At 62.5% G+C, this 20,379-nt stretch carries 11 protein-coding genes; 3 read left to right on the top strand and 8 right to left on the bottom strand.

Annotated features, from left to right (window positions below):
• Window positions 1–70 precede the first annotated feature (70 nt).
• The 3 genes from ACN19L_RS02580 to ACN19L_RS02570 form a co-directional block, all read right to left on the bottom strand.
• Window positions 71–1,264, bottom strand: a complete 1,194-nt coding sequence (locus ACN19L_RS02580) for an SPOR domain-containing protein (RefSeq protein WP_426491986.1) — start codon at window positions 1,262–1,264, stop codon at window positions 71–73.
• 194 nt (window positions 1,265–1,458) lie between these two features.
• Window positions 1,459–3,174: a hypothetical protein gene (locus tag ACN19L_RS02575; RefSeq protein WP_426491985.1), complete on the bottom strand. Its 1,716-nt coding sequence runs from the start codon at window positions 3,172–3,174 to the stop codon at window positions 1,459–1,461.
• 150 nt (window positions 3,175–3,324) lie between these two features.
• Complete coding sequence (locus ACN19L_RS02570) at window positions 3,325–6,564, bottom strand: tetratricopeptide repeat protein (protein WP_426491984.1); 3,240 nt, start codon at window positions 6,562–6,564, stop codon at window positions 3,325–3,327.
• Between the two features lie 196 nt (window positions 6,565–6,760).
• On the opposite strand from ACN19L_RS02570, the gene ACN19L_RS02565 reads away from it, so the two are divergent.
• The 3 genes from ACN19L_RS02565 (at window position 6,761) to ACN19L_RS02555 (ending at window position 14,471) form a co-directional block, all read left to right on the top strand.
• Window positions 6,761–7,582 (top strand): hypothetical protein, encoded by an 822-nt coding sequence (locus ACN19L_RS02565; protein WP_426491983.1) that lies wholly within the window; start codon window positions 6,761–6,763, stop codon window positions 7,580–7,582.
• 420 nt (window positions 7,583–8,002) lie between these two features.
• On the top strand, window positions 8,003–12,463 hold the full coding sequence (locus ACN19L_RS02560) for a PKD domain-containing protein (RefSeq protein ID WP_426491982.1): 4,461 nt from the start codon (window positions 8,003–8,005) through the stop codon (window positions 12,461–12,463).
• Window positions 12,464–12,764: 301 nt separating this feature from the next.
• Window positions 12,765–14,471, top strand: a complete 1,707-nt coding sequence (locus ACN19L_RS02555) for an alpha/beta fold hydrolase (protein WP_426491981.1) — start codon at window positions 12,765–12,767, stop codon at window positions 14,469–14,471.
• Here the strand turns inward: ACN19L_RS02555 and ACN19L_RS02550 are convergent.
• The 5 genes from ACN19L_RS02550 to ACN19L_RS02530 all read right to left on the bottom strand — a co-directional run bounded on the left by ACN19L_RS02550 (window position 14,468) and on the right by ACN19L_RS02530 (window position 20,264).
• Complete coding sequence (locus tag ACN19L_RS02550; protein ID WP_426491980.1) at window positions 14,468–14,755, bottom strand: hypothetical protein; 288 nt, start codon at window positions 14,753–14,755, stop codon at window positions 14,468–14,470. The genes ACN19L_RS02555 and ACN19L_RS02550 overlap by 4 nt on opposite strands.
• Before the next feature lie 107 nt (window positions 14,756–14,862).
• Window positions 14,863–18,216, bottom strand: coding sequence for a DEAD/DEAH box helicase (locus ACN19L_RS02545; RefSeq protein ID WP_426491979.1), 3,354 nt, complete (start codon window positions 18,214–18,216; stop codon window positions 14,863–14,865).
• 210 nt (window positions 18,217–18,426) lie between these two features.
• On the bottom strand, window positions 18,427–18,888 hold the full coding sequence (locus ACN19L_RS02540; RefSeq protein ID WP_426491978.1) for an RES family NAD+ phosphorylase: 462 nt from the start codon (window positions 18,886–18,888) through the stop codon (window positions 18,427–18,429).
• A 10-nt stretch (window positions 18,889–18,898) separates the two neighbouring features.
• Window positions 18,899–19,360, bottom strand: coding sequence for a type II RES/Xre toxin-antitoxin system antitoxin (gene parS / locus ACN19L_RS02535; RefSeq protein WP_426491977.1), 462 nt, complete (start codon window positions 19,358–19,360; stop codon window positions 18,899–18,901).
• A 283-nt stretch (window positions 19,361–19,643) separates the two neighbouring features.
• Window positions 19,644–20,264: an FMN-dependent NADH-azoreductase gene (locus tag ACN19L_RS02530; protein WP_426491976.1), complete on the bottom strand. Its 621-nt coding sequence runs from the start codon at window positions 20,262–20,264 to the stop codon at window positions 19,644–19,646.
• Window positions 20,265–20,379 lie beyond the last annotated feature (115 nt).

Below are 20,379 nucleotides of genomic sequence, written 5' to 3'. Positions count from 1 at the left end.
AAGGCCCTAATCAGGTAGCCTCCAGTGTTTTAGCTTTTCACAAATGCGTAGAATTACTTCAAGTGGGAGATTAGTAATTTTTGATCCACAGGTCACCCAGGCGCTTGCGCAGGATACTGGCCTGCCGGTCAGCCGAAGCCCGGTCCGGGTAATCAGCTACCGACAGCATGTACTGGCGGCTGCCCGCGGCCGGCAGAATCACGCGGGCCGGATGGCCTAGCCGGACCAGTGCCTGCCGCCCCTTTTCAGCGTTGGCCAAGCTGGTATAAGAGCCCGCCACAATGAAGTAACGCCCGGTGCGGTGATTAATTGTCGAGGAAACAGCTGCGTTGGTTGCATTAGTGGCCGCTGCTTTTTCCCAACCCGGGGCTTTAACTGCTGACTTGGCGGTAGCTCTGCCCTTTACAGTTTGGACCACAGGTTTGGCGGCCGGCTTAGCTACCACGGTTGTCGCTACGGCCGGGCGGGCTACAACCACGGGTGTAGCTTCCGGAACTGCAGCCTTAGCCGCCAAGGCAGGCTGAGGCTTTTCGGAAGCGGGCATACTGGAGGGCGTTGGCGTAGCAGCCAGTTCCGACGGTGGGTTGCCCAACGCGGCTTGCTGGCTGCGAACCGGCATTTCAACGACTGCAGGAGCCGGGGTAGCTGCTGTTGCCGTAGATGACGGCAAACGCAGCTGGTCCGGCAGGTAGCCGAACATATCGGCAAAGATGTAATTGGCCGATAGCACGAGGCCCGCAATGACGACCGTACCGACCGAGCGAAACGCCCGCGCCATTTTTTGGGAGCGGGAAGCCGCCAGCAGCGGCGCAGGAACCGGCCGCTCCCGGGCCAGCAGGGCATCCGTGGCGCGCACCGGCCGCGACACCAGCTCGGGTAGCCCGAAGCTGGCATTAAGCAGGTTCTGTGCCCCGGTGTATTCGAACTCCAGCCCGCGGCCGGGAGTGCGGCGAAACACGCCTACTCCCTCCAGCTCGGTACGGGCACCGCTTTCCAGCTCCCGCTCCATCCGCAGTACGGCCTCACGCACGAGTTGCCGGGCCTGCGTCGCGCTGATGCTGAGCTGAGCGCTCAGGGCATCTACCAGTAGTCCATCGTTGCGGGTGAGCGACTGATTGAAGGCCACACGCTTGGCTGGCGGAGCCAGCGTGTGCCGCACCGGATGAATTCGGGCGGGCGCGTAGTCAGCAATCAGCCCCCCAAAATCAGGAATAATGACGCAGTCATGGTTCCGGAGCAAGGTGCGGATATGGTCAGAGAGCATTCGGTTGCGGGTACTGGTAAGAAGAAAACGCCGGACGGATAACAGCTAAACCACCCCGCATCTTGGGTACGCCAAAGGACCTTGCGCCGCTTTCATAACCGGTCCGGTTATGCGTTCAGACGGAGCAGGGTCCTTCGCTGTACTCAGGATGACAGATGATTAGCCGGTTGGTTCCGCATTAAAACAGCGCCGAATTAAAAGTCATACGTGACACCGGCCAGCACGTTGATTCCCTTCACCGGATAGTTCAGGAACCGCTCGTACTTGCGGCCAATGAGGTTGTTGCCCAAAGCAAATATGGACAGATTTTCCATAATCCGGTAATCAGCCCGCAGATTCAGGTCGATAACCGAGTCGGTGGGGCGTACCGTGCGGGTGTAGATAACGGGAGAAGGACCGGGTGGCACGGAAGGAATTTCGCGCCGCTGCAGGCCGGTGCCAAAGCTGGAGCTGTAGGTGTACAGCTCGCCGCCCACCAGCAGCTTGTCGTAGAAATTATACGTGCCGAAGAGTACGCCCTGGAAGGCCGGACGGTGGAAAGCCTTGGCCAGCGTCTTCACGTTGTAGCCGTTGTAGTCGGCCTTGAAGCCCAGGCGAAACTGCTCGGCGGCGTTGTAGATGATTTCACCGTGCACGTTCACCAATTGGGTGGCTTTCTTATCGTACACCAGATCAAACTTGCTGGAGTCGCGGCGGGAGTTGTTGTAGAAGTACAGGTTCCGGTCGTTGCTGAGCGTGACGCGGGCATTTACTTCTAGGGCCCGGGCCGGCGTGGCCTGGAAGCCGAAGTAGAGCGTGGGGCCGCGGCGGGTGTCGGCCACGCGCACGTTGGGGGCCAGCCAAGGGTTTTCGGTGGACAGGTCGTAGAGCGTTACGCGCTGAATGGCGCCACCCAGGCCCGCGTAGGCCACGAATTTATCCTCCGTTACGGTGTAAGCCGCCCGGATGGCCGGGTAGGCGTTGAACTGCCGGGCCTTACCGATGGTGTCGCCGGTGTAGCCCAGCGTAGCGCCCACCGACAAGGCCAGCCGGTCCAGCGTCAGCTCGTAGGCGGGCGTTACCTGCACGAAGGGCCGGCTCACGGTGAGCGAATCCTTGTGAGAGATGAACGATACGTCGCCGTTCACGCTCACCCGGCTGGTTTCGCCCAGCGTGTAACCCGAGCGCAGGGTGGCGTACACGTTGCTTTCCCGGGCGTTGTAGAAGTCTGACCAGTAGTTGAAGCCCAGGCCAAAATCATACTGGAAAGCGGCGTCTTTGGCCCGGTTGCGGGCGTACACCTTCACGGCCGCACGCTTGAATACCTGCTTGATGCTGTCGGCCTTGGGCAGCTCGCGCAGCACGTTGCCGTTGTAGCCGTAGAAGTTATACCGCTCCCGGCCCACGTCTACCTTAGCACCCAGCACCAGCGGGCCCTGATAGGTTTCGCCATTCAGGCCCAGGCTGGTCTGGCTCTGGCCGGAGTTGCGGCGGTCCACTGGCCCGTTGGCCGACGACAGGTGCTTGAAATCGAGGCCGTAGCTGCCGGCTTCGGAGCGGGTGTTGTGCAGGTAGGCCCGCCCATAGACGGTGCCGTAGTTGCCCAATGCAGCCTTGAGGTAGTTGCCGGTGAGCGGGGCCAGCTCTTCCTGCCGGATGGTGAGCACCCGCACCGAGGGGTTGAGCTTGTCGGCGGGCAGGCGGAAATCAGAAAAGGAATAATTGACGGGCTCCGTGGATTTGGCAGGAGCCTCAATTTTTACCTTCTCAAAATTGCGGGTGGCCTCGGGCAGCTCGTTCACCCGCTCCTTCACAATCTCAATTTCGGCGTCCTCAATCTTGCCGCGCGTCTTCTGCGCCCAGGCATCGGTACCGTGGGCGGTGGCAGTCAGCAGGGCCGCAGCGGCCAGCAGTTTCGACGAATGTGTCATTCTATCTGGGAAACTCAAGCAAGTAGGAAAGTCAGGATTCAGGCCCGTTAGAAGCTTGTCACTTCTCTCCTATTACTCAGGATTTATTTCTTATTATCAACCAATTACTACGCGCAACATCAAGCAGTGCTTACAGCTACTGCTACGCCGTTAGTTCTCGACTGGCGTGGGCCCGGGGTTGGTTGTCGTATCGGCGGGTTGCACCTCCGAGGGAGCCAGGGAGTTGCGCACCGGCGTTTTGCCCGGAGTCGTTTTGCCGGTGGGCTTGGTGGTAGTACCGGGTTTGGTGGTTGATTTTGGCGTGGTGGCCGGAGCCGACTTAGGCGTGGCTTTCGGCGGGGCTGGGGCCGGCGCGGCGGGGTCGGCGGGCAGGGTGGCCAGGCGCTCCTTGGCCCCGGCCACAATTTCGGCTACCGGAAATTTGTTGTCGATGATGGAGTTGAGCGTGGCCCGGGCCTGGAAGATTTCGTTCTGGGCCACGTAGATGTCGGAAATCAGCAGGAAGGCCCGGCCCAGCCACAGGTCGTAGTTGGCGAAGTCGGAATTGCTCTTGTAGGCCGCGTCCAGGGCCTCGGGGTACTTCTTCTGCTGGTAAAGGGCGCTGGCAATGAGGTACTGGGCTTCGGCCCCGCTCTCGTCCTTGGCAGTGGCGGCGGCCGTGGTCAGCTCCCCGATGGCCTGCTCCAGGCTGCCGGCTTTGTAGGTGGCCTTGCCCAGGTACAGCAGCGCCAGGTTGGTGGCGTTGAGCGAAGCGCCGCCCTGGGCCTGCAGTTCCTGGGCCACCCGGCGGGTACCTTCCAGGTCGCCGGCCTCGTAATAGCTCTTCATCAGCCCGATGCCGGCGTTGGCCACCTCGCGCTTGTTCTGCGACACCTCGCGCAGGCGGCCGTAGTATTTGGCGGCCTCGGCGTAGTTCTTGTTTTCAAATTCCAGGTCGGCTACCCGGCCCACGGCCCGGTTCACGAACTCGCTCTTGCCTTCCTCTACCACCGCTTTCAGGCGGGGCAGCGCGTCGGTTTTGCGGCCCGTGCGCAGGTAGGAATCGGCCAGGAAGTAGCGGCCGTCGGCGGCCAGAGTGGTGCTGGGGTACTGCTGCAGGTAGCCTTCCAGGCGCGGAATGGCCTGGGCGTACTTCTCAGCCAAGTACAAGGACTTAGCAGCCTCAAACTCCACGCTTTCAGTGGCCTTGCTGTCGGGGTTCTGCTGCTTGAACTGGGCCAGGTACTGGTCGAATTCCTCCGTCTTGCCCTGGGCGCTCAGGCTTTCCTGCAGGCTGTAGATGGCGCTGCTGGCGGCCTTGGTGCGCGGAAACTGGGTAAGCACCCGCTTGAAGTCCTCGGCGGCCTTGTCGTGCTGATCCAGGTTCTGGTAGGCCACGCCGCGCTTCTGCAGAGCCTGCGGAATCAGGGCTGAGTTGGGGCGGTTGTTGATGAGCTTGGTGAAGCCATCCACGGCGGGCTGGAACGAGCCGGCCTCGTAATCGAGCTGGGCCTGCTGGTACACCGCGTCGTCGGCGTATCGGGAGTTGGGCGAGGTTTTGAGCAGGGTGCTCAGCGTGGCACCGGCCTCCTCGCGCCGGCCCAGCAGCCCCAGCACCACGCTTTTCTGGTAGTAGGCGTAGTCCTTATCGGCGGCGTTGGCCTGAATGACTTTGTTGTACTGCTCCAGGGCCTGCTGGTACTGCTTGCCGATGTAGTAGGTGTCGCCCAGGCGCAGGGTCACGTCGTAGTAGTTGGCGTCGGCGGGCTTGGCCACGGGGTCCTGCAGCCAGGCCTGGAACTGCTGGCGGGCCCGGTCGTACTGCTTGGTGTTGTAGTAGGCGTAGCCCAGGCCGTAGCGGGCCTTCTGGTCGAAGTCGGTTTCGGAAGCCGAGCCGGTGCGGGCCGTGCGGGCGGCGGCGGTGTAGGCCGTAATGGCGGGCTGGTACTGCTGCCCAATGCTGTAGATTTCGCCCTTCAGCACCTGGGCGGCGGCACGCAGGGCCTCGTCCTCGGGGTACTTCAGGCTCTTATCGAGCACCGGCAGGGCATCCTGGTAGCGGTTGTCGTTGTAGAGGGTGGCCGCCTGCAGGTAGGCCACGCGCTGGTACGTGGCGTTGAGCTTCTGGCTCCGGTCGTCGAGGTTGTCGAGGTAGTTGAGCGCCTGGGCGTAGTCGGAGGAGTTGAGGAAGCTCTGGCTCAGGATGTCGTCGGCGGCGGCGCGGTTCTTGGAGCGGGGGTACCGCTTGCCAAAGTCGCGCAGGGCGTTGATGACTTCCTGGGTGTTGCCCAGCTCGTAGCTTACCTGGGCGTACTTCAGCGTGGCGTTTTCGGTAATTACCTTATCGAAGGTGAGCTTGCGGGCCGCATCAAACGAGTTCAAAGCAAGCGGCTTCTGGCTGGTTTTCAGGTAACTCAGCCCCAGGTGGTAGGCGGCGTTCTGCCCCAGTGAGTCGCGACGGGCGGCCACGCCTTTCAGGTTGCCAATGGCTCCTTTGAAGTCGCCCTGCTTGAAGTTGGCGTACCCGATTTTGTACTGCACCTCGGGCTCGATTTTCTTGCGGCCGGCGGCGTACTTGTCGAAGTACTCGGCGGCCTGCTTGAAATCCTCCTTCTGGTAGTAGGCGTCGCCCATCAGCAGCTGAATCTCGTCGGCGCTCTGGGGCGGCGGGGTTTGCTGCAGGGCCGGCGTGGCGTAGGCAATCAGCCCGTCGTAGTCGCCTTCCTTGTAGTATATCTGCGACATAACGGCCGGCACCACGGGCTTATAGGCGTCGTTCTGCTCGGCCACGGCCAGGTCTTTGCGGGCCCCGGCGTAGTCGCCGGCGCGGTAGGCCAGGTAGCCGGCGTAGTAGGAGCTGGCGTAGCGGTACTGGTGGTTGCCAGCTTTGTTGCGGTCGAACTGCAGCTTGGCCTTGTCGAACTCCTTCTGGGCGAAGTAGGCGTAGCCGAGCTTGAACTCAGCCTCGGCCCGCTGGTCGTCGGTGAGATTATCGGGCCCCACCTTCTGCAGGTAGTCGATGGCGCGCACGTAGTCCTTCTTATCGAAGTAGAACTTGCCCAGCTCGAAATAGGCCTGGGCAGCCTTGGGGTGGGCCTGGTTTTGAGTGGCGAAGGCCAGGATGCGGTCCTCGGCGTCGGGGTGGAACAGGTAGAGGCCGGCTACGGCGTAGTAGTATTCGGCATCCTGGGTGCGGCCGGGGGCCAGCTCGCCGGTGCGGCGCTGGGTGAGGTCGAGGTAGCGTTGGAAAGCCTGCTGGGCCGCGCCGTACTTGCCACGGTCGAATAGTTCGAGGCCTTCCTGGAAGTGGCGTTCATCAGCGGTGAACACCTGCGTTTGCTGGGCCGAAGCTGCCAGCGGGGCGGCAGCGGAAAGGGAGGCGGCCAGCGCCAGGCGGGGGAATAGTTTCATCAGAAAGCGTTACGCGGAAGAGGAGCCGCGGCGGGAAGCCGCAACGGGGGTAGCCAAAAGTAGCGAAAAGTTCGGGCGGGGTTGCCGCGAAATGGGCCTTTCTGCGGGTTTTAACGCGAAGCGGGGTGGGTTTGGTGTACGGCAACGCTGGTTCCTACCTTGCGGCCGACTGGTTTATCCTCTTATCCTGCCATCCATGCGCCGTATCCTTGTACTAATTTCGCTGCTATTGGGGGCCTGCTCCTCGCCTGCTGTCAGCCAGTCCAGGTATCCACAGAATCCGGCCGTTTCGGATGCGCAAGGCCAGCCACGGGATTCCAGCACGTTCTATTTCCCGGCGGCAGATTTGGCGAGTAAGCCTGTTCTGACTGCAAACCAGTTGAGTGCGGAGGAACAGAATACCCAGGCTGCGTATTGCCGGGAAGTATTCGGCGGGGCCTCCGCTAACCTGCACTGCTTTGGGGCACCGGTGCTGTCGAACTACTACCTGGGCCACGATACCTACCGGTTTTTGTGGCTGCAGTCTTTCCACCGGCCCGTATTACTGACCCTCACGCAGCAGGCCGATGGGGCCACGCTCCGGACTCAGTTCCTCACCAAATCAGCCTCAGCTCCCAGGCTTGCCGTAATTCTATTCATTCCCCCAACAGCCTCACCCCAGGAAGCAGCCCGGCTACAGCGCGAGTTCGACCTGGAACAGAAAAACCCGGAAGTGCAACGCAAACTAGCCGAAACGAACCGCCCGGCCGAGCAACTACCGCAGCTGGAAACCACCCGCCTCCTCACGCCGCAGCAATGGCAGCAGTTTCAGCAGCTCCTGCAACGGAGTGGCTTTTCACGGCAAACGGTCTGTGAATCCAGTACTGTAGTGGACGGGGCCTACTGGATGCTGGAAGCCCACACGGCCGATAGTTACCACGCGGTACTCCGCCATAGCCCCGACAAACCGGATGGTTTCCGCCGGGCCTGCGAGTATCTGCTGGACCTGAGCGCAGCGCGGAAGGAAAGGCGGTATTAACGACAGCCCGGCTCTGCACAGCAGAATCACTATACACTTATTTTTATTTATTAAATAAATTATATATTTTATTTAAAAATTACTGTAAATTACTATTTCTACCACCACCGTTCAGTGCTGCTTGCGGGTTGTTGGGTGGCCCGGCCGGGAGCCGGGCTGATTTGTAGTGTGGTGCCGCCCCAAAGGATGGCACTGGTGCAGGGAATGGTGTACTAATTGGATCGGGCCGCCAGAACTTAATCGGCCTGCACACATGCTTTTTTGAACGCAGAACTGACTTACTGCAGGCTGCGCGTGGCCCATGGCTCCGGCGCGGGCTGCAGGCTGCGCCCCATTCTATCCCTTCTTTCTGGCTTTGTTCCGCTGCCTGCCCGGGAGTTGGCCGGGAGGCGGCATGTTTCATTTTAACCTTTTCCGGTTATGCATTACCATATTCTTGCCTGGCTACTGTCTGCGCTGCTTTGCCCGCTGGCACTGCCAGCCCAGACTCCCCCCACCGGGTTTACCTCTACCCTGGTTTCAGACCAGTGGAATGAGGCCGTGGGTCTGACGTTCACGGCCTCCGGCTCGCACATGTTTGTGTGGGAGCGGCCCGGCAAGGTCTGGACGGTGCAGAACGGGCAGCGCCGCCTGCTGCTCGATATCAGCGAGGAAGTGGGTGCCTGGCACGACCACGGCCTGCTGGGGCTGGCGCTGCACCCGCAGTTTGAAACCAACGGCTACTTCTACCTCTTTTACCTGGTGGACCGCCACCACCTGCTCAACTACGGTACGGCAGCCTACAACCCCGCCACTAACGACTATTTCAGCGCCACCATTGGCCGGCTTACGCGCTACACGGCCACCCTGAGCGGGGGCGTGTACTCGGTGAACCCGGCCAGCCGCCGGGTGCTGCTGGGGGCCACCAAAGCCACCGGGGTGCCTTCGCTGGAGCGCAGCCACGTAACGGGCAGCCTCGTGTTCGGGACGGACGGAACGCTGCTGGTGGCTACCGGCGACGGGGCCAACGGGGCCGACGCCGACTTCGGCAGCAACCCCGGTACTTATTACACCCAGGCCCTGGCCGACGGCATCATTACCAGCAAGGAAAACGTGGGGGCGTTCCGGGCCCAGCTGGTAGACTGCCTGAATGGCAAAATCCTGCGCCTGGACCCCGAAACCGGCGCAGGCGTGCCCAGTAACCCCTTCTACAACGCCGCCGACCCGCAGGCCCCGCGCTCCAAGGTATGGGCCCTGGGCTTCCGCAACCCTTTCCGGATGACGCTGCGCCCCGGCACCGGCAGCACCTCAGCGGCGGCCGGCAACCCCGGCACACTCTACATCGGCGACGTGGGTTTTTTTACCTGGGAGGAAGTGGACGTGGTGAGCCGGCCGGGCCAGAATATGGGGTGGCCACTGTTTGAGGGTCTGGAAGCCAATAGTGCCTTCGGGGCCCAGAAGCGCTACAATTTTTACCAGCCCAACCCGCAGTACGGCGTAAATGGCTGCACCCAGCAGTACTACTATTTTCAGGATTTGATTGCCCAGGCCACGCCTGGCGGCACGGCTACCTTCCTGAACCCCTGCGGGGGGCAGGCCATTGCGGCTTCGGTACCCACCTTCGTGCACACCCGCCCGCTCATTGACTGGAAGCACGGCACCGGGCCGTCGCGCACGGGCACCTTTAGCGGGAGTACGGCCACGGTAGCCAACCTGGGGGCGGCCGGCTCGCCGGTAGCGGGGCCGCAGTTTGGGGGTAGTGCCAGCGTGGGCGGGGTGTTTTACCCGCACGCCGATTTTCCGGCTTCCTACCGCAACACCTATTTTTTCGGCGACTACTCGGGGGGCTGGCTGCGTAGCCTGACGGTGGATGCCGGCAATGTGCCCTCGGTGGTGCGCGACTTTGTTCCCAGCGGAGCCATTGCCGTGGGGCTGGCGGTCCATCCTTCGCAGCCGGGGCTCTATTACGCAAACTTCCCCAACGAGATTCGCAAAATCACCTACAACGCGGCCAATCAGCCGCCCGTCGCCGTAGCATCGTCAGATAAGAAATACGGGGCCAGTCCGCTGGCGGTACAGTTTACGGGCAGTGCCTCCACCGACCCCGAGGGCCAACCGCTAAGCTACGCCTGGGACTTCGGCGACGGTACCAGCAGCACTGCGGCTAACCCCACGCACACCTTCATGGCCCCCGGCCCGGCTCCGGCGGCCTACTCGGTGCGGCTGACGGTAACCGACAACCAGGGCCTCAGTAGCCAGGCTACCTTGCTCATCTCGGCTAATAACACCCCGCCCCAGGTTACCATTACCAGCCCTGCCAACAACGCGCTGTACTCTATTATAACTGCCACCACGTTTGCCCTCACAGCCTCCGTAACCGACCAGGAGCACACCTCCGGCCAGCTTAGCTACCTGTGGCAGTGCTACCTGCACCACGCCGACCACGAACACCCCGAGCCGACCCAATCTACGGCCACCGGGAGCCTGACAACTTCCCCCCTGGGCTGCGGAGCCGAAACGTACTACTACCGCGTGGTACTGACCGTGACGGACGCCGCCGGCCTGGCTACTACCCAGGAAATCCGCCTGAACCCGGATTGCAGCACCGCCCCCGCCTACACCTTCTACCGGGCCGTGAACCTGGGCGGGGCGGCCCTGACCTTGGATGGCAACGCCTGGAGTGGCACGCCGGCCCCGAACTTCACCACCAACGGCACGTTCTTCTCCAATGGGAATGTGCCCCTGCTGCCGGCCACCGATGCGGCCCGCACCAGTATGATCCGCAGCTCGGCCTACAGCCTGACCAGCTTGTCGGCTACGATGAGCGGCGTACCCAACGGGGCCTACCGCGTGTGGGCCTACGTGTGGGAGGACAACAACGCGGAAGTCTTCAGCCTGGCCCTGAATGGGCAGACCGTGCAGACCAACTACAACAGCGGCCCGGCCGGCACCTGGCGCAAGCTCGGGCCGTTTGATGTGAGCGTCACCACCGGGCAGCTGCAGCTCACCACCTCGGGCGGCACCTGTAACCTCTCCGGCCTGGAAGTCTGGCAGGCCTCCGGTACGCCCCCACCGCCCACTAACCAGCTGCCTACCGCCAATGCCGGCCCAGATGTCACACTGACGTTGCCCACTAGTTCTGTGGTGCTTCAAGGTTCCGGTAACGACCCCGACGGTACCATCAGCAGCTACACCTGGAGCCAGGTGAGCGGGCCCACTACGGCGGCGTTCAGCTCCACCACCGTTGCGGGCCCGACGGTGAGTGGGCTGGTGGCCGGCTCCTATGTATTCAGCCTCGTCGTGAAAGACAACGCCGGGGCCAGCAGCACCGCTGACCTGGTGAGCATCACGGTGAATCCTCAGGGGCCACCCCCGCCCACCAGTACCTACATCTTCTACCGGGCCGTGAATCTGGGCGGCGGGGCCCTGACGCTGGACGGCAACGCCTGGAGTGGCACGCCTGCTGCCAACTTCACCACCAACGGCACGTTCTTCTCCAATGGGAATGTGCCCCTGCTGCCGGCTACCGATGCCGCCCGCACCAGTATGATCCGCAGCTCGGCCTACAGCCTGACCAGTTTATCCGCTACCATGAGCGGCGTACCGGCTGGTTCGTATAGGGTATGGGCGTATGTGTGGGAAGACAACAACGCGGAGGTCTTCAGCCTGGCCCTGAACGGGCAGACCGTGCAGACCAACTACAACAGCGGCCCGGCCGGCACCTGGCGCAAGCTCGGGCCGTTTGACGTGAGCGTCACCACCGGGCAGCTGCAGCTCACCACCTCGGGCGGCACCTGCAACCTCTCTGGCCTGGAAGTCTGGCAGGCCACGGGCACCCCGCCCCCACCGCCTACCAACCAGCTGCCCACCGCTAATGCTGGGCCGGATCAAACCGTTACGCTGCCGACCAGTTCCGCCACGCTGGCCGGCTCCGGCACTGACCCCGACGGTACCATCAGCAGCTACACCTGGAGCCAGGTGAGCGGGCCCACAACGGCAGTGTTTTCTTCGCTGACTACCGCTGCGCCAACCGTTAGCGGGCTGGTGGCCGGCTCCTATGTATTCAGCCTCGTCGTGAAAGACAACGCCGGGGCCAGCAGCACCGCTGACCTGGTGAGCATCACGGTGAATCCGGCTGGCAGCCTGACCTACACCTTCTACCGGGCCGTGAATCTGAATGGGCCCGCCCTGACCTTGGATGGCAACGCCTGGAGCGGCACGCCGGCCCCGAACTTCACCACCAACGGCACGTTCTTCTCCAACAATAACGTGCCCCTACTGCCGGCTACTGATGCCGCCCGTACGGGAATGATCCGCAGCTCGGCCTACAGCCTGACCAGCCTCTCGGCCACCCTCAGCCAGGTGCCCAACGGCCAATACCGGGTGTGGGCCTACGTGTGGGAGGACAACAACGCGGAAGTCTTCAGCCTGGCCCTGAATGGGCAGACCGTGCAATCCAACTACAACAGCGGCCCGGCCGGCACCTGGCGCAAGCTCGGGCCGTTTGACGTGAGCGTCACCACCGGGCAGCTGCAGCTCACCACCTCGGGCGGCACCTGTAACCTCTCCGGCCTGGAAGTCTGGCAGGCCACGGGCACCCCGGCGGCCCGGCCGCTGGCAGCAGCCACCGTTCGGCAGCTGGCTCCGCCTTCGGCCATTTACCCCAACCCCTCGCCCGATGGGCGTTATACCCTCACGTTTCCGCCCGCCCAGAACGCCACCCTTACGTACTCGCTTCTTTCGCCGGTGGGCCGGGTACTGGCCCGGGGGCAGCTGCGCCTGCCAGTAGGCAGCACCCAAACTGAACTGGACATTGCCACCGTGCCATTGAGTACGGGCGTTTACTACGTGCAGCTCATTGGGGCCCGCTCCACACCTATCCACTATAAATTGCTGCATTAGGCTATGTCTAGAAATGTCGTTTGAGACTCGCGGAACGTCATGCTGAGCTTGCCGAAGCATCTCTACCGCTTCGTGCGAACCATCTGACAAAGCGGTAGAGATGCTTCGGCAAGCTCAGCATGACTGTTTTGGAGTTTTCAGACACAGCCTAGTCCGGCACCAGCCGCAGCACGTTGGGTAGTAAAGTACAGGTGCTTCACTACCTAACGTGCTGCGCGCAACCAGAAAAAGCCCGGAATTTTTGCCGCACACGCAACGGTTCGGGGCATTTACTACTCCCGGGAGGACATTCCTCCTGTTTATGCGCGCGGCTTTCCTTCTGCTTCTGCTCTGCTGTTTCCGGTTTACCTTATTCGCTCAGACTGCCCGGCTGCAGGGCACCGTACTGGATGCGGCCACCCACCAGCCAATACCCTTTGCCTCGGTAGGCGTAGCCGGGCGCCCCTTCGGCACCGTGGCCGACAGTGCCGGACGTTTCCGGTTTCACCTCCCCGATTCGGTGCAACACCCGGTAGTGGTTTCCAGTGTGGGATATGCGCCGGCCACGGTGCCAACAGCCAGTCTGCGCACCGCCGGAGCGGCAGTTATCCAGCTGAAACCACTGGCCCAGCGGTTGGGCACCGTAACGGTGCGGCCCGGTAAGGTGCGCACCCGCACGTTCGGGCGCACCAGCAGCTCCACGCTCATGACGGCCCGCCTCTACACCGAGCCCGGCCTGCTCAGCGACGGGCTGGGCAAGGAACAGGGTACCATTGTGCCGCTCACCCTGGACTGCCGCCTGCGCGACGTGCACCTGTTTGTGGCCTTCAACCGGTTCCGGGCCGTTACATTCCGGCTGCTGCTGTACCGGGTACGCAACGGCCGCCCCGCCGAGCCCCTTTCCCACCCTGATATCCGCTTCACCGTGACCCAATCCCGAGGCTGGGTGAAAGTTGATTTGCTGCCCTATAATCTGTATTTGCAGGACCTGAAGGAAGTAGCCGTGACGGTGCAGTGGCTCCGGAGTGAGGCGCAGGAAGGCAACCCCAAAGCCTTCGGCCTTGCCGCCGTGCCGCTGCCCGGCCACAGCATTTTCACCCGCGACAAAAGTCAGGCCCGCTGGCAGGAAACAGCTGGCTACCTGAGCATCTACTTCACCGCCGATACCTACCAAACCTCCCGCAACCAACCCACTGCCAACGAAGAGGCCGCAGCGGATACGCCCGAAAATTACGCGCTGCCCGACAGCCTGCAGTACACACGCTTCGTCTCTCAATCGGGGCTACCACTCACCAACCCTCAGCACTACGGCAGCAACCCCGCCGCCGGACACCACCTGCACGTGCGGGGCGGCCGGCTGTACTACGAGCGGTACGGGAAGGGCCAGCCGCTGCTGCTGCTGCACGGCAACGGCCAGTCCATTGCCGCTTTCCAGCTCCAGATTGCCGAGCTGGCCCGGCAGTTCGACGTTATTGCCCTGGATACCCGCGCCCAGGGCCGCAGTCAGGATTTTACCACCCAGGATTTCAGCTACGAGCTGTTTGCCGATGATGTGCGCCAGCTGCTGGATACGTTGCACCTGCGCCGGGTGAATATTCTGGGCTGGAGCGACGGAGGCAATACGGCGCTAAGTCTGGCCCTGCACCACCCGGAGTATGTGGGCCGCCTGGCCATTATGGGAGCCAATCTATTCCCTACTTCTAAAGCCATTGAGCCGGCCGTGCTGGCGCAGTTTCAGCGGCAGTTACAGCAGGTCCAAAGCCGTAGCGCCACTTCCACCGAAACCCGCTTGGTGCGCCTCCTGGTGCAGGAGCCGCACTTCACCCTGCCGCAAATCAGCCCGATTCAGGCCCCGGTGCTGGTGCTGGCCGGGCAGCATGATGTAATTCGGGAGGCGCACACGCGGGCCATTGCCCGGGCACTGCCCAACGGACGGCTGCTCATTTTGGAAGGGGCTACTCACTACGCCCCGCAGGAAATGCCCGCCGCGTTTAACCAGGAAGTGCTGCAGTTTTTCCGGCCGCGCTAAGCCGGCAGCGGCACCAGCGTTACTTCGTCCTGGGTGAAATCGAACTGCTTTTTATCTACCTGGCCCTGGCAGCTGATAACCCGGGGCGGGGCCAGCTTGCCCTTGCGGCCGGCCTCCACCTGCACTTCCCCGGTGGCCTGCACCGTGGCCACGGCCTCACCGTTGCGCCGCAGCTCCCACTGTCCCGGCTTTACCGGCCCGCTCACGTATCCCACCATGAACACCTCCTTCGGCGACATCTGGATAATATCAACGACTTGCATATCGGGCGAGGTCTGGAACATGGCGGGGCTGGTTGGAATGGTGTAAAGCTGCGGATTTTATCGGGCAAATGACATTTCGACCGTCATTCTGAGCGCAGCCGAGGAATGACGGGCTGTTGGTTTCACCTTCACATTTCCTCACCCACCAGCGCCAGCAGTTCCTGGGGCGTCAGGAATTTGAGCAGGGCCGCGTCGGTGCGGATCAGGCCCTGGGCCAGCTCCCGCTTGGACTGCTGCAGGTGCTGAATTTTCTCCTCCACCGTACCGGGGCAGATGAGGCGCACGGCTACTACGGGCTTGGTCTGGCCGATGCGATAGGCCCGGTCGATGGCCTGGTTTTCTACGGCGGGGTTCCACCAGGGGTCCAGCAGGTACACGTAGTCGGCGCCGGTGAGGTTAAGGCCGGTACCGCCGGCTTTCAGGCTGATAAGGAACACGCGCACCTCGGGCCGCTCTTGGAATGCCCGCACGGCGGCCCCGCGCTGCCGGGTTTGGCCGGTGAGGTACTCGTAGGGAATATCGTGGGCATCCAGCATGGGCCGTACCAGGTTCAGCATGCCCACGAACTGCGAAAACACCAGGATTTTGTGCTCCGGGGCGTGGTTCTGAATTTCCTCCAGCAGCACGGCCAGCTTGGCCGAGGTGGAACCATAATCCTCCAGATCGGGCAGCAAAGCGGGCGAGTCGCAGATTTGGCGCAGGCGCGTAAGGCCCCGCAGCACCGAGGCATGGTTGCGGGCCATTACATCTTCGCGGTGGCCCAGCAGCAGATTCCGGAAATCCTGGCGGCAGGCCTCGTACACGCGGCGCTGCTCGGGCGGCATCTCGCAGTAGAGCACCATTTCCGTCTTTTCGGGCAGCTCGGTGGCTACCTGGGCCTTGGTGCGGCGCAGCACGAAGGGCCGGATTTTCTGCTGCAGCTCCCGGGCCTTCTGCTCATCCCCAAACTTATCAATGCGCGTGGCATACTGCGCCCGAAACTGCCGCAGCGTGCCCAGCAACCCCGGACAGGCAAACGAGAGCAGCGCGAAAATATCGTAGGTATTATTCTCCAGCGGCGTGCCCGTGAGCACCACCCGCCCCCGGCTCCGCAGCTGGCAAGCGGCCCGGTAGCGCAACGAAGCCGGATTTTTGATGGCCTGGGCCTCATCCAGAAATACGTACTCGAACTCCTGGGCTTTCAGCCGGCGCAAATTCGACACCAGCGTGCCGTAGGTAGTCAGCACCAAATCGTAGTCGGCGAAATCCGGCTGGGTGCGCTGGCGGCCCGCGCCGTGCCACACTAGCACCCGCAGGTCGGGAGCGAAGCGGGCGGCTTCGGCCTGCCAGTTGAACACCAGGGACGTGGGCACCACCACCAGGCTGGGTCCGGTACGGCCGCCCGCGCGCAGGTGCAGCACGAAGGCCAGCACCTGCAGCGTCTTGCCCAGGCCCATGTCGTCGGCCAGGCAGCCCCCGAAGCCGAACGTATCCAGGAAATTCAGCCAGTTGAGGCCCTCCCGCTGGTAGTCGCGCAGGGTGGCGTGCAGGCCGGCGGGTACCGCTACGGGCGCAATACCAGTGAAATCGGCCAGGGCGGCGCGGGTTTCGGTTAGCCGCTGCCGCGCCGAGGGCAGCAGCTCATCCTCCGCGTACAGTTCCTCCACCGCGGCAAACTGGCTGTGTGGGGTGCGCAGCTGGCCGTCGATGAGCTCGGCGGCGGCGAAGTAGCGGGCAAATTTCTCCAGCCACTGCTGGGGCAGCACGCCGTGGCTGCCATCATCCAGCACCACGTAGCGGCGGCGGTTGCGCAGGGCCTGGCTGAGTTGCGGTAGTGTGGCGTGCTGCTTGCCAAACCGCACCGCCAGCCTGGTATCAAACCAGTTGGTTTCACTGCTTACCTGTACCGACACCCGGGCCGGGTGCGGGTTAAGCCGGTTATCCTTGAGCTGCCGGAAGCCCAGCACCCGGATACCTTCCTGCCGCCAGTGTTCCAGGGCGGGCAGCACTCGGTCGGCGTCCAGCAACTCATGCCGGGCCAGGTAAAAGGAATCGGGGGTTTGCTGCCCGGCCAGTTCCGGCCAGGGCCGCAACACGGCCGCCACCAACCGGTCTTCAGCCAGGGCATTACGACTCACGGTGAAGGCCCGGCCCAAAGCGTCGGTGGCCTGGAGCTGCTGCTTGCTCAGCACCGACACCTCCCGCTCCCCGTAGCGCATCACCGGCAGCAGCTCCACGTGGGGGCCGGCATCGGAAAGGTAGAGCACCGGCTCGGGTGCCTCGTCGAAGCCCGCAGCCGCCAGCTGTTGCCGGGTGGCCGGGCGCAGGTAGGCGTAGTGAATCTGCAGGCGGTTTTCCAGGTTGGTCAGCACATCCTCCCGGAACTCCGCAAACTGCGACTGGTGAATCAGCAAGGCGTTATTGCGCTGCCGGAAAAACTCCACCACCCGCCACAGGTCCAGGTCATCCAGCAGGTACAGATCATCGTGCAGGGCCACGAAGTAGTCGTAGTGCAGGGTAAGCTGCTCCAGATCCAGGGCCTGGTCGTGGAGCAGCAGCTGGCCAGTTATCTGGTAGAATTCGTCTTCCTGAGTTACCTGCAGGCGCAGCTGCAGGCGGGCGCTGTGCAGGCGCACCGGCACCAGCGCCGCGGCCGTGAGCTTGTCGCCCTGGGGGCCGCGGTACGCAAAAACGGGCAGCCGAAACGGATTCTGCACTACCGCCCGCAAGGCCTCCACGGCCGCCGGCGTGCGTTCCTCGTCGTAGTTGTGCTGGAAGCGGGCCAGGCCGGTGTAGAACTTCAGCTCCGCCGGGTTGGTCAGCTGCCAGATACCGTCCAGGGGGTTGAGCAGCGTCAGCGGGTTCTTGGGTTTGCCCGCTGCTGTGAGGCTGGCCTCCACCAGGTGCAGCGTAAGGTGGCTATAATACCGATGCCGGGCCAGCACCAGCAGCCGTTGCCCATTTGCTCCCGGCACCACCGGCTCCGGCTTCGCGGGCAGTAACTGCCGCATCAGTTCCTGCTTGGAAGCCGGCGTCACGGGCAGCAGATCCGCCCGGCGCGGCATTACCGCTGTGGCCCCGTTGGCAAATGTCAGCTGAAAGTGCGCGTCCAGGTCGGGAGCCTGTTCCAGGCCGTATTCCCGGGCCACAGCGCGCAGCTTCTGCCCGCGCAGCTCCCCGTCGAAAAACGCCCGCAGCTCCGGCCGGTGCAGCAGGGCCAGCAGCGTCAGGGCCTGGTTTTCGCACAGCTCGTCGTTCGTGCCGGCCGGGCAGGTGCAGCTCAGCGTCAGGCCGGTTTTGGTTTGACTCACTTCCACTTCCGGCCCGGTCATTCCTCCTACTACCGTTCCGGCTGAAAACTGCCCGGTATCCACAGTCAGCTCCAGCGGCGTCACGGCCCGGTACTGGCGCGTATCCGGCACAAAGCCGCGCGGGACCAGTTGCAGCAGCTGAGGCAGCGTCAGGTCCGGGAGTTGCTGGGAGAGATGAACGGTATGCGGCACAGTGAACTTTACTGGAGCCGGAAATTACGCCAAGCGAGGCACATTCTGCAGTTGCAGCGGCCGAGTATTTCCTGTCGGGTTGCTGCTTGCTGATATTGTTTCAACTGTCACTCCGACCGAAGGGAGGAATCTGGGTTATCCGTCAGATGGTTGACTCAGATTCCTTCCTTCGGTCGGAATGACAATTATTGTCACCAGCCTTATTCCCCGCTACCCTACTTCATCGGCCTTAATGCGCGCATCAAACCGAAACTCCTCCCGACTCACAATCCGGATGCGCTTGAAATCGGGGTGGCGGCTGTGCAGCACGTAGTTGAACTCCTGGGGCACAATGGACGAGGGCACCCGCAACACGGCCGAGCTGCGGCGCGCGTACCACTCGGCCCCGAGAGGCTGGCACACGGCGTAGCGGCTGGCCTGCTCCCAGTCCCGGGGCAGCTGGCTCAGTGGTACCTCTTCCACCAACAGGTCATCGGGCACGTCAATCACCAGCACCCGAAATTGGCCGGTGAGGCCCTCTCCGCCGCGGTGCACCACGTTTTCCAGGCAGGCCAGGGCCCGGCTGGCGGCGGTGTAAATCACAAACTGATCCTTATAATTCCAGCGCGCCCGGTAGCCGGAGGCAAACAGGTCGTCGGCGTATTTGGCCAGGCAGATGCGGTACACCAGCATACTCGGGGCCCTAGGATAAGTCGCCGTAGGTAATGCGCGTGAGCTCCTCGGCCACCAGATCTATGCCCCCGCTGGTTTCCAGCAGCCGCAGTGGAATCTCCCCGTCGAGGCCGTGGGCCGGTTTATCCAGCCAGCGCAGAAACGCGGCGGCCTCCCCGAATATTTCCACTCCTAGATTATAGAGGCTGATGATTTTCAGGGTTTTCTCGCTGCTGGCGGCGCTCAGGTTTTTCTTTTCCTGGGAGTAGGTGCGGAGGGTTTTGGTGGATAGCTCGTAGATGGCTTCCAGCTCCTGGGCCTGCAGCTGGTAGGCCTCCGCCACCTCAAACGCCGTGGCGGCCGGTACGCCCTTGCGGGCTTCCATCACCAGGGCGTACGCGTCCTGCCCGGTCCGGCCCCAGGCCGCCCATTTCTTGCGCAAAGCCGCCGGCATAACGGCCGTTATTTTCGGGTGGTGTGCAGCAGTAGCCATCGGTGTGTGTTTGACAGAACGAACTTAGAGAAATTTTTCCGTTTAACGAGGAAAAATTTCTCTAAGTTCTCCAACTACGTCAGCCCGGTACCAGTTGGGGCCCCACCCAATAACAAAGCCTGGCCGATTTTCCATTGGAAAACTGACCAGGCTTTATTTGCAACCAGAAAACCGGCTACGGAGGCCAAACGGCTATTCAAGCTGCCATACAGAAGCTACAGAACCAGATTAGCTGTAGCCTCGTCGTTGCTAATCACGCGGCGTTGCTGGACCAAGAGAACAGCTATACAGCAAGTTCCGCCGATTGCGAGATAACCACGCTGTTCAGGGCTTTTTCCAGGGCCGTGTCCTGTATGCCGGGAATGGACACGCCTTCCACCCGCACCACCGTTACATCGGTCATGCCCAGAAAACCCAGCACGGCCTGCAGGTACGGGGCCACGAAATCGAAGCCGGCAGCCGGGCCCTCGGAGTAAATGCCACCGCTGGACATGGCCACGTACACTTTCTTGCCGGTTACCAGGCCCTGGGGAGCATTATCGACATACTTGAACGTAATGCCGGCGCGAGCAATGTGGTCAATCCAGGCTTTGAGCGTGGACGGAATGCCAAAGTTGTAGAGCGGCGCACCAATAACGATGACGTCAGCGGCCTGCAGTTCGGCAATGGCGTCGTCGGAGTGACGGGCGGCTTCCTGCTGCTCGGGCGTGCGGTTGGCAGGCGGCGTGAAGAAGGACTGCAGCTTGGCTTCTTCCAGCTGCGGGAACGGATGCGTGGCTAGGTCGCGGGTAATTACGGTGCTGCCGGGATACGCAGCCTGCAGCTTCTCGATGATGCCGTTGGCAAGCTTGATGCTGAAGGAAGCGCCGCCACGGGGGCTGGAAATGACGTTCAGAATGTTCATACTACCGTGTTTAGAGAAAAGTAGGCGTCTTACCGCTGAGCTGCGAAATCATGTCGGCCCCACCCTAGGAGTAAAAGGCAACGGCCAGCTAGGCAGTCTGCGGAGAAGACATTTG

It is taken from the genome of Hymenobacter sp. 102 (assembly GCF_049949205.1).
In the GTDB taxonomy this organism is placed as follows: domain Bacteria; phylum Bacteroidota; class Bacteroidia; order Cytophagales; family Hymenobacteraceae; genus Hymenobacter.
Note: the sequence above shows the minus strand (reverse complement) of the source record. Positions and strands in the feature narration are given on the sequence as shown.

Bases quoted from the DNA above. Each gene is read 5' to 3' on its own strand.
- ACN19L_RS02580 (WP_426491986.1), bottom strand. From the start codon at position 1,264: ATGCTCTCTGACCATATCCGCACCTTGCTCCGGAACCATGACTGCGTC.
- ACN19L_RS02575 (WP_426491985.1), bottom strand. From the start codon at position 3,174: ATGACACATTCGTCGAAACTGCTGGCCGCTGCGGCCCTGCTGACTGCC.
- ACN19L_RS02570 (WP_426491984.1), bottom strand. From the start codon at position 6,564: ATGAAACTATTCCCCCGCCTGGCGCTGGCCGCCTCCCTTTCCGCTGCC.
- ACN19L_RS02565 (WP_426491983.1), top strand. From the start codon at position 6,761: ATGCGCCGTATCCTTGTACTAATTTCGCTGCTATTGGGGGCCTGCTCC.
- ACN19L_RS02560 (WP_426491982.1), top strand. From the start codon at position 8,003: ATGCATTACCATATTCTTGCCTGGCTACTGTCTGCGCTGCTTTGCCCG.
- ACN19L_RS02555 (WP_426491981.1), top strand. From the start codon at position 12,765: ATGCGCGCGGCTTTCCTTCTGCTTCTGCTCTGCTGTTTCCGGTTTACC.
- ACN19L_RS02550 (WP_426491980.1), bottom strand. From the start codon at position 14,755: ATGTTCCAGACCTCGCCCGATATGCAAGTCGTTGATATTATCCAGATG.
- ACN19L_RS02540 (WP_426491978.1), bottom strand. From the start codon at position 18,888: ATGCTGGTGTACCGCATCTGCCTGGCCAAATACGCCGACGACCTGTTT.
- parS (WP_426491977.1), bottom strand. From the start codon at position 19,360: ATGGCTACTGCTGCACACCACCCGAAAATAACGGCCGTTATGCCGGCG.
- ACN19L_RS02530 (WP_426491976.1), bottom strand. From the start codon at position 20,264: ATGAACATTCTGAACGTCATTTCCAGCCCCCGTGGCGGCGCTTCCTTC.